This is a genomic window from Mycobacterium seoulense (genome assembly GCF_010731595.1).
In the GTDB taxonomy this organism is placed as follows: domain Bacteria; phylum Actinomycetota; class Actinomycetes; order Mycobacteriales; family Mycobacteriaceae; genus Mycobacterium; species Mycobacterium seoulense.
Genome location: NZ_AP022582.1, coordinates 3,897,846 through 3,914,577, shown reverse-complemented (window position 1 = coordinate 3,914,577; position 16,732 = coordinate 3,897,846). Strand labels below are relative to the sequence as shown.

Below are 16,732 nucleotides of genomic sequence, written 5' to 3'. Positions count from 1 at the left end.
CGAAGGTCACCGCCACCGCCTCGGGGTCGCGTTCCACCTGGGCGGAGAACAGCACCGGAATCGACACCGGCGCGGCGGGCTTGGTCAGTATCGCCCGGTTGCTCCACTCATCCAGGTGAGCGTGCTCCGCGTCGTTGACGAGATCGATGGAGAACAACCGTCGTGTTGGGTTGGTGGTCACGATTGACTCTCCAGATCGGTGGTCATGGCCATCAGCGCCCGCTGGAAGCGCTCGATCAACGCCTCGATTGCGGCCGCGTCGAATACGTGGCTGTCGTATTCGACGCGCAGGAGCAATTCGCGGTCGGGTCTGGCCTGCATCGTCAGCGGGTAATGGGTGGATTCGGTGCCGGTGAAGTCGGTGATGGCCAATCCGTTGTTGCTCAACAATGCGGTGGCGTCGATCGGGTAGTTCTCGAACACGAACAGCGTGTCGAACAGTTGGTCGTGCCCGGTGATGCGGTGAATTTCGTTGAGCGCCAGATGCTGATGGTCGAGTGTGTGGTTGTGGGCACTCTGGAGTTGGCCGAGCAGGTCGGCGATGGTGGTGGCCGGTGTGATGGTGGCCCGCACCGGGACCGTGTTGATCATCAGCCCCACAATCGATTCCGCGTCTGCCACCTCGGCGGGCCGTCCCGAGACCGCGGCGCCGAAGACGACGTCACGCCGGCCCGTCATCGACATCAATACCTGTGCCCAGGCGCCCTGAAGCACGGTGTTGACGGTGGTGTGACAGGAGCGGGCCAGCTCGTTGACGGCCTTGGTGGTGTCCTCGGGCACCCGTGCCGAGGCCACGGCTCGCGGTCCCAGCTTGGGCGGGCCCGGCGGTCCGACCAGTGTGGGAGTCTCGAACCCGGCCAGCACCTCACGCCAGGCCGCCTCGGCGGCGGGCAGGTCTCGCCCGGCGAGCCAGGTGACAAACCGACGATATGACCCGGCCGCCGGCAGCCGCTGGCCGTAGTAACTGGCGAAGATCTCTTGCAGCAGGATGGGCAATGACCACCCGTCGAGCACGATGTGGTGATTGGTCAGGACCACGCGATACTGCTCGCGCGCGGTGCGGATCAGCGCGACCCGAAAAGCCGGCGACACCTCGAGGTCGCATACCGCGGCGCGCTCGGCGGCGCATGTTTGCCGGACCCGCTCATCGACATCGGTATCGAATTCTAAGTATTGCCACGGTATTTGGGGATCAGCGGGGATGACCTGTACCGGCTGGTCGAATTTGCTGCAGAATCGGGCGGCCAGGTTGGGGTGACGGGCGACGACGGCGTTCACGGCATCGTGCAGGCGATCGGGGTGGAGCGGGCCGGCGACGGTGATGTCGAGTTGCATTGCGTACAGGTCGTTGTCGCTGTTCTGCCGGGCGGAGTGGAACAGCAGTCCCTGCTGGAGAGGGGTGAGCGGCAGGATGTCGGCGATCCGGTACTGCCGCTGCAGTTCGTCGATCTGCCGTTGGGTGAGGTGGGCGGGGGAGACGTCGGAGGGGGTGATACCGCCGCCGCCGCGTTGGACGTGGGCACAGATGCCGGCCAGCGCCTCGAACCACAGCTGGCTGAGCCGGGCGACCCGGGTGTGATCGAGCACCGAAGGCGCCCAGGTCCAGTCGGCGTGCAGGCGAGGGCCGGTGGCCGTGTCGACAGTGCCGGCGTTGAGTTCCAGGGTGTGCGCCAGCGGCATGGGCACCGCCGCCGCGGAGGTGGAGATCGCCAAACCATCCTGGCTGATCCGCCACAGATCGACGGTCGCCTCGGCCGCGCCCAGCCGCCCGAAATAGTTGAACCCGATCGTCGGATCGGACCCGGGGAGCGCGACATCGGTGTTGAGGTAGCGCAGCAGACCGTAGGTCAGGCCGTCGGGCAGGGCGCGCAGTTGTTCCTTGGCCCGCTTGACGATTGGGCCGACGGCGGCGTCACCGGCCACCAGCTGCGTCCAGCGCACCTCATCGACCGCCAGCGACACCGGGTACTTGGTGGTGAACCAGCCCACGGTGCGGGACAGGTCGACATCAGGGGCCAGGTCCTCGTACCGGCCGTGGCCCTCGACGTCGATCCCGATGGGCGCGCCACCCCTCGAGCCCGAGAACTCGGCCCACGCCAACCCGAAGGCGATCAACAGGATGTCCTGAATGCCGGTGCGAAAAGCCACGGGAACCTCACCGAGCAGCAGGCGGGTGGTCTCGGTGTCCAGCGAAACCGCCAGGTGTCCCGCGCTGGCGTAGGTGTCGGTCTCGGGTTTTGGCGGGGTCAGGGCGGCCGGGGTCGCCGCCACCTGTTGCCAGGTGCCGGCAAGATCCACCACCGCAGGCTGTTGGGCGTGCTCGGCGAGCAGTGCCGCCCAGCGCTGGAATGGCGTCCCGCCCGCGGGCAGTGCGACCGGCTGGCCGCTGCGGTGTTGAGCCCAGGCGATGTTGAGGTCTTCCAACAGGATTCGCCAGGACACTGCGTCCACAGCGAGATGGTGGATGATCAGCGCCAGCTGACCGGTGTCGGCCACCCACAGCGCGCTGAGCATCACCCCGCCGGCGGGGTCTAGGCGCGACCGGGCATCCGCCACCGCGGCCTCGGTCAACACCGCGACGCCGTGCAGGCACCCCCCGGCATCCACCGCACCGGCCTCGCGCACGGCCGGCGTCCACTCGCCGGCATCGCCATCGGCGACGTGCAGCCGCAGCATGGCATGGCGGTCCAGCAGGGCTTGCAAGACCACCACCACGTCGGGCTGGGTGACCCCGGGCGGCGCCTGTATCAGCATGGTCTGGTTGAACTGGTCGACGGGGCCGTCGATGTCGTGCAGCCAGCGCATGATTGGGGTGGGCGTGATCGGCCCGACGCCGTCATCCACAGCAGCGCCAAGGCCCTCGGTGACGTGGGCTACCCGGGCCAGTCGGGCCACGGTCTGTTCGACGAAGATGTCGCGCGGGCGGCACGCGAGGCCGGCGGCGCGGGCGCGGGCGACCACCTGCATCGACGAAATGCTGTCGCCGCCAAGGTCGAAGAAGGAGTCGTCCACCCCTACGCGCTCGAGTCCCAGGACCTGGGCGTAGACGCCCGTGAGGATTTCCTCGACGGCGTCGGTCGGGGCGCGGTAGTGATCGACCTTGGAGTAGTCGGGCGCCGGAAGGGCGCGGGTGTCGAGTTTCTTGTTGGCTGTCAGGGGCAGCACGTCCAATGCGAGAACGGCAGCGGGCACCATGTAGCCGGGCAGCCGCTCGGCCAGGGCGGCACGGGCGGCGACCGGGTCGGCGGTGCCGGTGATGTAGCCGACGAGCCGTTTGTCGCCGGGGTGGTCTTCGCGGGCGATGACGGCGGCGTGGTCGACGCCGTCGAGCGCGGCCAGGGCCATTCGGATTTCGCCGAGTTCGACGCGGTAACCGCGGATCTTGACCTGTTCGTCGGCGCGCCCCAGGTAGTGCAGTTGCCCGTCGCGGCCCCAGCGCACCAGATCCCCGGTGCGATACATCCGCGCCCCCGGGCCTCCGAACGGGCAGGCCACAAATCGAGCCGCGGTCAGCCCCGCCCGGCGCAGATAGCCGACGCCGACGCCGCGACCGGCGACGTACAGCTCACCGACTACCCCCGGCGGTACCTGAAGCAACGACTCGTCCAGGACGAACAACGCCGCCCCGGGCACCGGCGCACCGATCGGCACGGTCCCCGCCCCGGCGGTCAACGGCGCACTGATCGCGACACACATCGTCGTCTCGGTCGGGCCGTAGGCATTGATCATCACTCGCCCGGGCGCCCATTGATCAACCACTTCGGGGGCGCAAGCCTCACCGACCACCACCAGCGCCGCCGCCTCCAGACCTTCGGGCGACAACACACCTGCCGCAGAAGGGGTCTGCGTGAGCACATCGATTTGCCCGGTGACCAGCGCGTCGTGGAAGTCGGTCGGTGACGTTGTCACGTCTTCGCTCACCACCACCACCCGCCCACCGCGCAGGAGGGCGCCGAAGATCTCCCACACCGAGACGTCGAAGGCCAAGGAATGGCACTGCGGCCAAACGCCCGTCGGGGGCAGGCCGGCGTCCAGTGAACCGAGCAGTTGCGTGACGTTGTGATGACTGATGGCAACACCTTTGGGCACACCGGTGGTGCCGGAGGTGTAGATGAGATACGCGATGTCGTCGGGGGCCGGCGCAGGCAGTGGTGTGCGGGGTTGGGCGTCCACGGCGACGTCGCGCACGTCGAGGACCGTCAACTCGTGCCCGTCCAGCCGCGGCCGCAGGTCTGTGGTGGTGATCGCGGCGATCGGCGCGGCATCGGCGAGCATGAATTCGACCCGCGCCTGCGGTAGCGCCGGGTCGATCGGGAGATAAGCCGCCCCGGTCTTGAGCACCGATAAGATCGCGATGATGGCCTCGGCCGAGCGAGAGAACAGCAGCGCCACGCTCTCACCGGGACCCGCGCCATACCCAGTCAGGAAGTGCGCCAACCGGTTCGACGCCACGTCCAGTTCGCGGTAGGTCCAGCAGTGCGCCCCGTCGCTGATCGCGACCGCGTCGGGGTTGCGCGTCACGCGTCCGGCAAACAGCGCCGGTATCGAAACCGGCTCGGGCGCGGGCCGGGTCAGGATCGCCCGGTTAGACGTATTGTCCAGACGGGCGTGCTCGGCAGCGTCCAACACGTCGATCGACGACAACCGGGCCCGCGGATCGGCGGTCATCGCCACCAGGACCCGCTGGAACCGCTCGACGAGCGTGCTCACGGTATCGGGGTCGAACACGTCGGTGCGGAATTCAACCGCGCCCCGAATGCCGTCGGGCGCATTGGCATCGGTCCAGTGTTCGGACAGCGAGAAGGTCAGGTCCATGCGGGCGGTGTGGGTGCCTATCGGCACCTCGGTCACCTGCAGATCACCCAACGCCGACCCGGCGGCGGCCTCGCTGGCGTCGCCCGGCAGGTTCTGCCACGCCAATGCCACCTGAACCAGCGGATGATGGCTCAACGACCGGGTGGGGTTGAGCCGGTCGACGAGCACCTCGAACGGCACGTCTTGATGCTCGAAGGCAAGCAGGCTACGCCGACGCACTTGGGCCAACAACTCGGCAGCGGTCGGATCTCCGGCCACGTCGACCCGCAGCACCAAGGTGTTGACGAAGAAACCCACCAGGTCGTCGAGCGCGGGATCACGACGTCCGGCGATCGGGAAACCCACCGCCACGTCGGAACTCGAGCCGAGCCGCGACAGCAGCACCGCCAAGGCGGTCTGAACCACCATGAAGCTCGTCGCGTTGAAGTCGCGAGCAACCTCGCGTATGCGTCGCTGCAACTCGGGCGGCCAGTCCACGGTCACCTGGGCGCCACGCTGATCAGCCACCGAGGGATAAGGCCGATCCGTCGGCAACTCCAGGCGCTCGGGCAGGTCGACGAGGGCGTCTTCCCAATACTTCAGCTGCGCGGCGATCCGGCTGTCGGTGTCGTCGAGAGCACCGAACTGCGCCCGCTGCCACAGCGTGTAGTCCACGTATTGCAGCGGCAATTCGGGCCAGCCGGGGGCCTGCCCCGCGCAGCGGCTCGCGTACGCCTCGCCGATATCGCGGATCATCGGCGCCAGTGACCACCCGTCAAAAGCGATGTGGTGGACCACGCACACCAGCACATGCTCGTCATCGGCGACACGGAAGAGCTTGGCCCGCAACGGGATTTCGAATTCCAGGGCAAAGGGATGGCGTGCCGCTTCATCGATTGCCTCATCGAGTCGGGCCGACGGCCATTCGGTGGCATCGATGACAGCCCAACCAAAATCCGCCCGATCAGCAGAAACGACGAGTTGCTGCGGTATCCCGTCGGGTGCGGGAAATATCGTGCGCAGGCTTTCGTGCCGGGTCACCACGTCGGCCAGCGATGCGCCGAGCGCTTCTGCATCAAGCGTGCCGGCCAGCTTGAGCGCCACTGGAATGTTGTAAACCGCTGAGGGTCCCTGCAACTGGTCGAGAACCCACAGCCGGTTTTGGGTGAACGAGAGTGGAATCACCGCGGGGCGCCGGCACACCACCAACGGCTCACGGCGGGAAGCCTCGCCGTCGAGACAGGGTGCCAACTGCGCAACCGTGGGCGCGTCGAACAACGCGCGCACGGCGAGGTCCGCGTCCAGCCCGGTGTTGATGGCGGCAATCAAACGCATCGCAGACAGTGAGTCCCCACCCAGGTTGAAAAACGAGTCATCGACACCGACCCGCTCGACACCCAGCACCTGGGCGTAGATGCCGGCCAGGATCTCCTCAACGGCGGTGGCGGGGGCGCGGTAGTGCTCGGTGGTGTAGTCGGGTGGGGGAAGGGCCCGGGCGTCGAGTTTGCCGTTGACCGTCAGCGGCAGCGCCTGCAACACCACGATCGCCAGGGGAACCATATGACCGGGCAGTCGCTCGGCCAGTGTGGCCCGTGCCGCGGCGGGATCGACTGTCCCTGCGGTCGTTTCGACGATGTATCCGACGAGGCGCTTGTCGCCCGGGCGGTCTTCGCGGGTGATGACGGCGGCCTGTTCGACGCCGTCGAGTTCGGCCAGCGCGGCCTGGACTTCGCCGAGTTCGACTCGGTAGCCGCGGATCTTGACCTGGTCGTCGGCGCGGCCCAGGTAATGCAGTTGCGCGTCGGGATCCCAGCGCACCAGGTCCCCGGTGCGATACATCCGCGCGCCGGGCGCACCGAAGGGGCAGGGCACGAACTGTGCGGCGGTCAGCCCGGGCCGGCCGACATAGCCGACGCCGACGCCGCGTCCGGCCACATAGAGTTCGCCGACCACTCCCGGCGGCACCGGGTGGAGCCATTCGTCGAGAACGAACAATGCCGTCGTCGACACCGGTGCACCGATCGGGACCGTCCCCGAACCCGCCGCCAGCGGGGCGGTGAGCGTTGCGTAGACGGTGGTTTCGGTGGGGCCGTAGGCGTTGATCACCACCCGCCCGGGGGCCCACCGGTCCACCAGCTCGGCCGGGCAGGCCTCGCCTCCGAGCAGCAGCGCAACCGACTCCAGGCCGTGCGGGGAGAGCGTCGCGGCGGCCGACGGAGTCTGGGTGAGCACGGTGACGTGCTCGGCGACGAGCAGGGCGTGGAAGTCTTTCGGTGAACTCACCACCTGCTCGGGCACCACGACCAGGCGCCCCCCGCCGAGCAGCGCGGCCCAGATCTCCCAGACGGAGAAGTCGAACGCGTAGGAGTGGCACTGCGTCCACACCTGGTCTGCGGGTAGGTGCGCCGACGCTGAATCGACCAGATGGGCCAGGTTGTGATGCGTGATCGCAACCCCTTTGGGCGCGCCCGTGGTGCCCGACGTGTAGATGAGGTAGGCGATATCCTCCGCTACGGACGTGGGTAGCTCGCAGCGGGGTGGAGCGGCCGTGCGGTCGTCGGTGATATCGATGACGGCCAGGGCACATCCGGCCAGCCGTGGGCGCAGCGCGGTGGTGGTAACCGCGACGATCGGCGCGGCGTCACGCAACATGAATCCGATCCGCTCGTCGGGCAGTGCCGGGTCGATCGCCAGGTACGCCGCGCCGGCCTTGAGCACCGCGAGCATGGCGATGACAGCTTCGGCGGAGCGTTCCAACAGCAGCGCCACACACGAGCCCCGGCCGGCGCCGCAGCCAGATATCGTATGCGCCAAGTCATTCGACGCCTCGTCGAGATCCTGATAGGTCAACGACCGGCCCGCGCAACTGATGGCCACCGCCTGCGGGGAACGGGCCAGCCGGCCGGCGAACAGTTCCGGGATCGACACCGGCCCCGACGGGGGCCCGGTCAGCGCCGCCCGATTGCCCATGTCGTCGAGGCGGCTGCGTTCATCGGGCTCGAGCACGTCGATCGCCGACAATTGGAGCTGTGGATCGGCAATCATCGTCAGGATGATCCGCCGCAGCCGATTGATCAGCGTGTCAACGTTTTCGGCGTCGAACACGTGGGCGTCGTACTCGATGCGGAAGCCGAGTTCGGGGCCGGGTGTGGCCTGCATGGTCAGGGGGTAGTGGTTGGCCTCGCGGCCGGTGAACTCGGTAATGATCAGCCCGCCGGCGCCTGCGAACGTGGTGGCGCCGATCGGGTAGTTCTCGTAGACGAACAGGGTGTCGAACAGTTGGTCGTAGCCGGTCGTGCGGTGAATCTCGTTGAGCGCCAGGTGCTGGTGGTCGAGGGTGCGGTTATTGGCGTTGTGGAGTTGGTCGAGCAGGTCAGCGGTGCTGGTGGCCGGCGTGATAGTGGCCCGCACCGGCACGGTGTTGATCAGCAGCCCGACCATGGTGTCGGCGCCGGCCAGTTCGACGGGCCGCCCCGAGACGGCGGTGCCGAAGACGATGTCGCGCTGGCCGGTCATGCCCATCAGCAGTCGCGCCCAGGCTGCCTGCAGCACGGTGTTGAGGGTCGTGTGCTTGGAACGTGCCAGCTCGTTCAGCGCCAACGTGGTCTGCTCGGACATCCCGAACGTGCGAGTGTCCTTGGGGCCGGGCTTGAGTCGGGCCGGCGGGCCGACCAGGGTGGGGGTGTCGAAGCCGGCGAGCGCCTCGCGCCAGACTGCCCGGGCGGCCTCGAGGTCGCGCTCGGCCAGCCAGGTGACGAACCGGCGGTACGGGGTGGCGGGCGGCAGCTGCTGCCCCTGGTAGCTGGCGAAGATCTCTTGCAGCAGTATTGGTAGCGACCAGCCGTCGAGCACGATGTGGTGAAAAGTCAACGCGATACGGTGCTGGTCGTCGGCGGTGCGGATCAACGCCACCCGGAAGGCGGGGGCGTCGGTGAGGTCGCAGACCGCGGCTCGCTCAGCGGCGCAGACTCGCCCGAGGTGGTCGTCGACGTCGGAGTCGAATTGGAGATACTGCCAAAGTATTTCAGGATCGGCGGGAATGACCTGCACCGGTTGATCGAATTGCGGGCAGAATCGGGCGGCCAGGTTGGGGTGGCGCCTGATGACGGTTTGCACCGCGCGGTGCAGCCGGTGGGGGTCCAGTGGGCCGGTGACGGTGATGTCGATCTGCATCGCATACAGGTCACCGAGACCCGCTGCGGTGCCGGCGTGGAAGAGCAGTCCCTCCTGGAGGGGGGTGAGCGGCAAGACGTCGGCGACGTCGTATTGTGCTTGCAATTCGTCGATTTGGTATTGGGTGAGCCGGGCCGGGGTGATGTCGGAGGGAGTCAGCCCGCCGCCGCCGTGCTGAACATGGGCGCAGATGCCGGTCAGGGCGTCGAACCAGAGTTGGCTGACCCGAGCGATCTGGGTGTGATCCAGTGCCGAGGGCGCCCAGGTCCAGGCGGCGTTGAGGCGGGGCCCGGTGTCGGTGTCGATGGTGCCGGCGTTGAGTTCGGCGGTGTGGGACAGCGGCACGGGAACCGCGGCGGCGGCGCCGGCGATCCCCAGGCTGTCCTGGCCGACCCCCCACCGGTCGCCGGAGATGTCGGCGGCTGGGCCGCCGAGGCGTCCGAGGTAGTTGAATCCGATGGTGGGGTCGGGCGCGGTCAGGTCGGTGTCGGTGTTGAGGTAGCGCAGCATCCCGTAGGTCAGGGGATGGGGCAGGGCACGCAGTTGTTCCTTGAGGCGCTTGACAATTGGACCCAGCGCTGGGTCGCCGGTCACCACCTGTTCCCAGCGCAGGCCGCCGACGGTCAGTGCCACGGGGTATTTGGTGGTGAACCAGCCCACCGTGCGCGACAGGTCGACTTGGTCGGCCAGGTCGTCGTGGCGGCCGTGGCCTTCGACGTCGATGCCGAGGGGCGTGTCGCCGGCGCCGAGAAATTCGATCCAGGCCAGTCCGTAAGCGATCAGCAAGATCTCGTGGATGCCCGTGTTAAAGGCGGCGGGAACCTCGGTGAGCAGTCGGCGGGTGGTCTCGGTGTCCAGCGCCACCGTCAGGTGCCCCGCGCTGGTGTAGGTGTCCTCGGGTCGGGGTGCGGGCAGGGCGGCGCCGACGCTGGTGATGTGTCTCCAGGTGTCGGCCTGGTCAATGACCGCACGGGTGTGGGCCAGTTGTTCGAGGATTGCGGCCCAGCGTTGATATGAGGTTCCGCCGGTGAGCAGGGTGATCGGTTGGCCACGGTGGTGTTGAGCCCAGGCAATGCTGAGGTCTTCCAACAGAATCCGCCACGACACCGCATCGACGGCCAGGTGGTGGACGATCAGCACCAACCGACCGGTGGTGGACACCCATACCGCGCTGAGCATGCGTGCGGCGGCGGGGCTCAGCCTCGACCGGGCCTGAGCAAGTGCCTCATCGGTCAACACGTCGACGGTGTGCAGGCACTCACCGGCCTGGACCACCCCGATGTCGGGCACCGTGAGCGCGCGCCCTTCGGTGCCGTCATCGTCGACTCGTAGCCGCAGCATCGGGTGGTGGTCGATCAAAGCTTGCAGGACGGCGAGCACGTCGGTGGGGGTGACCCCGGACGGTGCTTGGAGCGAGACGGTTTGGTTGAACTGGTCGACGGGGCCGTCGATGTCGAACAACCAGTGCATGATCGGGGTGGGCGTGATCGGCCCGATGCCCTCGTCGATGACCGCGTCGTGACCGTCAGTGATACCGGCGATGCGGGCCAGTCGGGCCACGGTTTGTTCGACGAAGATGTCGCGGGGGCGACAGCTCAGCCCGGCCTCGCGGGCGTGGGCCACCACCTGCATCGACAAGATGCTGTCGCCACCGAGGTCGAAGAATGAGTCGTCGATGCCGACCCGCTCCAAACCGAGCACCTGGGCGTAGATGCCCGCCAGGATTTCTTCGACCGGGGTGGCGGGAGCGCGGTAGTGCTCGGTGGTGTAGTCGGGTGCGGGCAGGGCGCGGCTGTCGAGTTTGCCGTTTACCGTCATAGGCAGCGCGTCCACCACGACGATCGCGGCGGGCACCAAGAACCCGGGGAGCCGGTCGGCCAGCGCAGCGCGCGCTTCAGCGGGATCGACTGTGCCGGTGATCGTTTCGGTGATATAGCCGACCAGCCGTTTGTCGCCCGGGCGGTCTTCGCGGGTGATGACCGCGGCGTGCTCAACGCCCTCGAGGGCGGCCAGTGCGGTCTGGATCTCGCCGAGTTCGATGCGATAGCCGCGGATTTTGACTTGCTGGTCGGCGCGGCCAAGGTAGTCCAGTTGTCCGTCGGGTCGCCAGCGCACCAGATCCCCGCTGCGATACATCCGTGTTCCCGGCGGACCGAAGGGGCAGGCCACAAACCGTGACGCGGTCAACCCTGCCCGGTCGATATAGCCGACGCCGACGCCGCGGCCGGCCACATACAGTTCGCCGACGACTCCGGGCGGTACCCGGTGCAGCCACGGGTCGAGAACGAACAACGCCGTGCCGGGCACCGGCACACCGATGGGAACCACCGCACCGTGCGAGGTCAGCTGGGCGCTGATGGCGGCATAGATCGTGGTTTCGGTGGGGCCGTACCCGTTGACCATCACCCGTCCGGGGACCCACCGGTCCACCACCTCGGGTGGGCAGGCCTCCCCGGCGGCCATCAGCGCCACCGCCTCCAGCCCGTGCGGTGACAGCGCCGCGAGCGCGGAGGGGGTGTGGCTGAACACGGTGACCTGTTCGGCGATCAGCAGCGCGTGCAGGTCCTCGGGGGAGCGGGTCACCTGGTCGGGCACCACCACCAGCCGCCCGCCAGACAGCAGCGCGCCCCAGATCTCCCACACTGAGAAGTCGAACGCGTAGGAGTGGCATTGGGTCCACACCTGATCCGGCCCCAACCCGATCCCCACCTGCAGGCCGTCGAACAGTCGGGTGATGTTGTGGTGGGTGACCGCGACACCTTTGGGCACCCCGGTCGTGCCCGAGGTGTAAATAATGTGGGCGATATCGTCGGGCGCGGGGCCCGGCAAGCCCGTGTTGGGCCGGGCATCGATGCGGGGGTCGTCGATCTCGAGGACCGCCAAGTCGCGCCCGCTCAACCGGGGGCGTAGCGCGGTGGTGGTCAGCACGGCGATCGGTGCGGCGTCGGTGACCAGGAAGGCAATCCGCTCATCGGGAACCATGGGGTCGATCGGCAGGTAGGCCGCCCCCGTCTTGAGCACCGCCACGATCGCAACGATGGCCTCGGCCGAGCGGGCGAACAGCAGCGCCACGCACGCGCCCGGACCAGCGCCGTAGTCGATCAGCAGGTGGGCTAACCGGTTTGAGGCCTCGTCGAGTTCGCGGTAGGTCCAGGAGCGCTGCCCGCAGCGCAGCGCCACCGCTGCCGGGGTGCGTGCCACCTGCTCGGCGAACAACGCCGGGATCGAGACCGCCCTGGTCGGCTGGGTCAGTACCGCGCGGTGGCCCAGCGCATCGAGCCGCACACCCTCATCGGAGTCGAGCACGTCGATCGACGACAGTGCCGCCTGCGGATCGGCAGTCATCGCCACCAACACCCGCTGCAACCGCCCGACCAGCGAGGCGACGGTGCTGAGCTCGAAGACGTCGGCGCGGAACTCCACCGTCCCCGAAATCCCGTCCGGTTCAGAGGAACCGGTGAAGCGTTCGCCCAGATTGAACGTCAGATCCATGCGGGCGGTGTGGGTGGCGATCGGCATCTGCGTGACCTGCAGATCGCCCAACGCCAACCCGGCACCCGGGTCTGCGGTGCTTCCGTGCAGGTTCTGCCAGGCCAACATCACCTGCACCAACGGATGATGGGTCAGCGACCGCGCCGGATTAAGCCGCTCAACGAGCACCTCAAACGGCACATCTCGGTGCTCAAGAGCGGCAAGCGCTTTCAGGCGGACCTGTGCCAGCAGCTCCGCCACCGTGGGATCGCCAGCCAGGTCCACTCGCAGCGGCAGGGTGTTGACGAAGAACCCGACCAAATCGTCGAGCGCCGGGTCATCACGTCCGGCGGTCGGAAAACCCAGAACCACATCCGAACTCGAGCCAAGGCGGGACAGCAACACGGCCAATCCGGCCTGGATCACCATGAAACTGGTCGCGTTGCACTCGCGGGCCACAGCGCGCACCCGCTGCTGCAACTCCGCCGGCCACTCCACCGCAACGGTGGCACCGCGCTGGTCGGCCAGCGGCGGGTATGGCCGATCCGTCGGCAACTCCACCCGCTCAGGCATCCCGGCCAGCGCATCCTCCCAATACGCCAGCTGCGCGGCGATCGGACTATCGCCGTCATCAAGATCACCGAACTGGGCCCGCTGCCACAGCGTGTAATCCACATACTGCACCGGCAACCCGACCCAACCCGGGGCAAGGCCCTGCTGCCGCGCCTGATACGCCGCGCTGATATCCCGCACCATCGGCGCCAGTGACAACCCGTCAAAGGCAATATGGTGCACCACAATTCCCACCACGTACTGCTCCGGGCCGACCGAATAGATCTGCACACGGATCGGGATGTCGCTCGACAGATCGAACCGATGCCTGGCCAGCGACCTCAACTCGCCGGCCACATCCTGTTCGGCCAACGGCACTACCGCGGCGTCCCCGCGTTGCCACATCCCGCTTCGGGGCGCCAGCACCCGTTGGAACGAAACGCCGTCTAGGTCGGGGAAAACGGTGCGTAAGGACTCGTGACGGGCAACGACGTCATCGAGGGCCGCGCAAAGAGCCTCGACATCGAGGGGCCCGCTAATCCGGAACGCGGTCGGCATGTTGTAAGTCGTTGCGCCGTCGTGTAATTGCTCGAGGAACCACAGTCTGCTCTGGGCGAACGACAACGGAACCGTCGCGGGACGCTCGACGGCCACCAAGGGCTCGCGTCCGGGTCCACCGTCAATGAGCCGGGGCGCGAGCAGCGCCACCGTGGGCGCGTCGAACAAGGTGCGCAACGAGAGGCCGGCGTCCATAGCCTTGTTGATCGCCGCGACCAGGCGCATCGCCGACAGCGAATCCCCGCCCAGTTCAAAAAATGACTCGTCGATCCCGACCCGCTCGGCGCCGAGCACTTGGGCGTAGATGACGGTCAGGATCTCCTCGGTGGGGTTGGTGGGGGCGCGGTAACGCTCGGCATCGCTGTATTCAGGTGCCGGTAGGGCGCGGGTGTCGAGTTTGCCGTTGACCGTCAGCGGCATCGCCTGCAGCACCACCAGCGCCGCGGGCGCCATATAGCCGGGTAGCCGCTCACCCAACACCGTCCGCAGCTCAGCGGGATCAACAGCCCCGGCAACGGTTTCGGTGACGTAACCGATCAGACGCTTATCGCCCGGGCGGTCCTCGCGTACGATCACCGCGGCCCGTTCGATGCCGTCCAGTTCGGCCAGGGCGGCCTGGATCTCGCCGAGTTCGATGCGATACCCGCGGACTTTGACTTGCTGGTCGGCGCGGCCAAGGTAATCAAGCTGCCCGTCGCGGCGCCAGCGCACCAGATCCCCGCTGCGATACATCCGCGTTCCCGGCGGACCGAAGGGGCAGGCCACAAACCGCGACGCGGTCAATCCGGCCCGGCGCCAATACCCCACGCCCACACCACGGCCGGCGATATATAACTCACCGACCACATCAACGGGCACCGGACGCAGCCACCCGTCGAGGACAAATAACGCCGCTCCCGGGACCGGCGCGCCGATCGGCGGTGCACCCGTCCCGGCGGTCAGCGGCGCGCTCCTCGACGCACACACTGTGGTCTCGGTGGGGCCGTAGCCGTTGACCATCACCCGTCCAGGCGCCCAACGATCGACGATCTCGGCGGGGCAGGGCTCACCGGCCACCAATAGCGCCGCACATCCCAAACCCTCGGGAAGCAGCTCCGCCACCGCCGAGGGGGTTTGGCTCACGACGCTGACCTGTTCGGCGACCAGCAGCGCTTGGAAGTCTTCCGGTGAGTGCGCGAGCGACTCGGGTACCACCACCAACCGCCCGCCGAACAACAGCGCACTCCAGATCTCTTCAACCGACGCGTCGAAGGCCAACGAGTGCCATTGCGCCCACACTTGTCCCGGCAGGTGCGAATTCAGCGAAGCCAGCAGCTGAGTTACGTTGTGGTGCGTGACCGCAACGCCTTTCGGCACGCCAGTGGTGCCCGAAGTGTAGATGATGTACGCGATGTCATCGGGTGAGGGCAACGGCAACGCGGTGCTGGGTCGGGCGTCGACAGCGGGGTCGTTGATGTCGATGACCACGTGGTCGTACCCATCCAGCCGCGACCGCAGCCCCGCGGTGGTCACGACGGCGATCGGGGTGGCGTCACCCAACATGAACTCGATGCGGGAACGGGGATGCATCGGATCGATCGGCAGATACGCCGCGCCGGTCTTGAGCACCGCGAGCATCGCGATGACGGCCTCAGGCGAACGAGGGAACAGCAATGCGACACACCCGCCCGGACCCGCACGATGTTCAGTCAGCAGATGCGCCAACCGATTAGCGGCCTCATCGAGCTCGCCATAGGTCATCGATCGACCCGCGAACCTCACCGCCACGGCCTCGGGGGCGCGCTTCACCTGCGCGGCGAACGACTCCGGAATCGAAACCGGTTGGCGTGGTGGCCGGGCGAGCACCGCGCGATTGCCCCACTCATCAGGCCGGCCGTACTCATCGGCACTGAACGGATCGACCGACGACAGCTTCCGCCCCGGGTCGACCGTCATCGCCACCAAGACGTCTTGCAGCCGTTCCGCTAGGCCTGCGAGATCGAGGTGTGAAAATGGTTGGCCGGCGCCCTCCGTGCCGAACAAGAGCTCGTCACCGACGGCAGAGAAGAACAACCCGAAGCCTTCGGTAAGACCAGAGTTGGTGAATGACGCCGACGCCGCGAGGCCACCGAAGTCCAAGGTGAACGCGGACGGAAGAAAGTTGACGCTCACTCTCCGGCCCGGCTGGCTCCGGCCGGGCAAGCGGGCTTTGCGTTCCAGGGCTTGCACCGGAAAGCGCTGGTGTTGCAGGGCTTCCCGAATTCGGATGTCAACGTGGTGACAGAACTCGGCGACCGTGGCGTCCGGCGAGATCGTCAGGACCAGCGGCACGACCCCCGAAAACACCCCTGGGAGTGTCTTCGCCTCCGGATCCACTCGCCTGCTCACCGGGAAGTCGAGCACGACCTCTGAGCCTTGGGCGCACCAGCCGTGTACCAGTAGCGCGCACGCCGCGGTGATGACCGATGAACGAGGCATGTCGCGCGCTTGGGATAACTCTTGTACCCGGCGGAGGACCACCGGGTCCAGGCGAACCGGCGCAGAGGCACCACGTTCGCTCGCGTCCTGAGGGAACCACTGATCCAGTCCGCTGTCCGATGGCAGGTTCTGCGTCCAATACGCCTGATCCTCTAGGTAATCGGTCGACGCTTCGTACTGTGCCTCGCACCTGACCAAGTCCTCGAGGGAGCCGAATAACGGGGGCGGCAAGGGTGCGCCTGAGACAACCGCAGAGTAAATCGTGGCGATCCGGTGGCCGACCAGCGCAATACCCGATGCATCCACGACGATGTGGTGGCAGCATGTGAACCAATAGAATTCGTCAGGCCGCAGCTGAAATAGCGCGAACCTGAACAGTGGTCCCGAAAGCGGCATCGGCGTGCGCTGAATCGACGAGGCTATCTCGTGGGCCTCGTTCAGCGGATGATGTGAGCCGCTGAGATCATGGACAACGAGTTCGATTTCCGGATCGTCAATCGTCCTCTGGAGAACCTGGCCGTGCTCTTCAAAGAACGTGGCCCTGACCGGCTCAGCCTCCCGCAGCGCTCGGCGGATCGCCCACTCGAAGGGCTCTCGCTGCAGCCGGCCCTCGATTTTCGCGAAGAGGCCAAGCTGCCACTCCGTAGTGAAGCGACCTGTCTCCTGCGCGAGCCATATGTCCAACTGCCCGGGCGTCAGGGGAAGCGCCCGGCCATCACGTTCCATC

The 16,732-nt window shown here is 67.3% G+C and carries 1 protein-coding gene; it reads right to left on the bottom strand.

The features are described 5' to 3' along the window. Positions 1-177 precede the first annotated feature (177 nt). Positions 178-16,731: a non-ribosomal peptide synthetase gene (locus G6N37_RS18135; protein WP_163682492.1), complete on the bottom strand. Its 16,554-nt coding sequence runs from the start codon at positions 16,729-16,731 to the stop codon at positions 178-180. Position 16,732 lies beyond the last annotated feature (1 nt).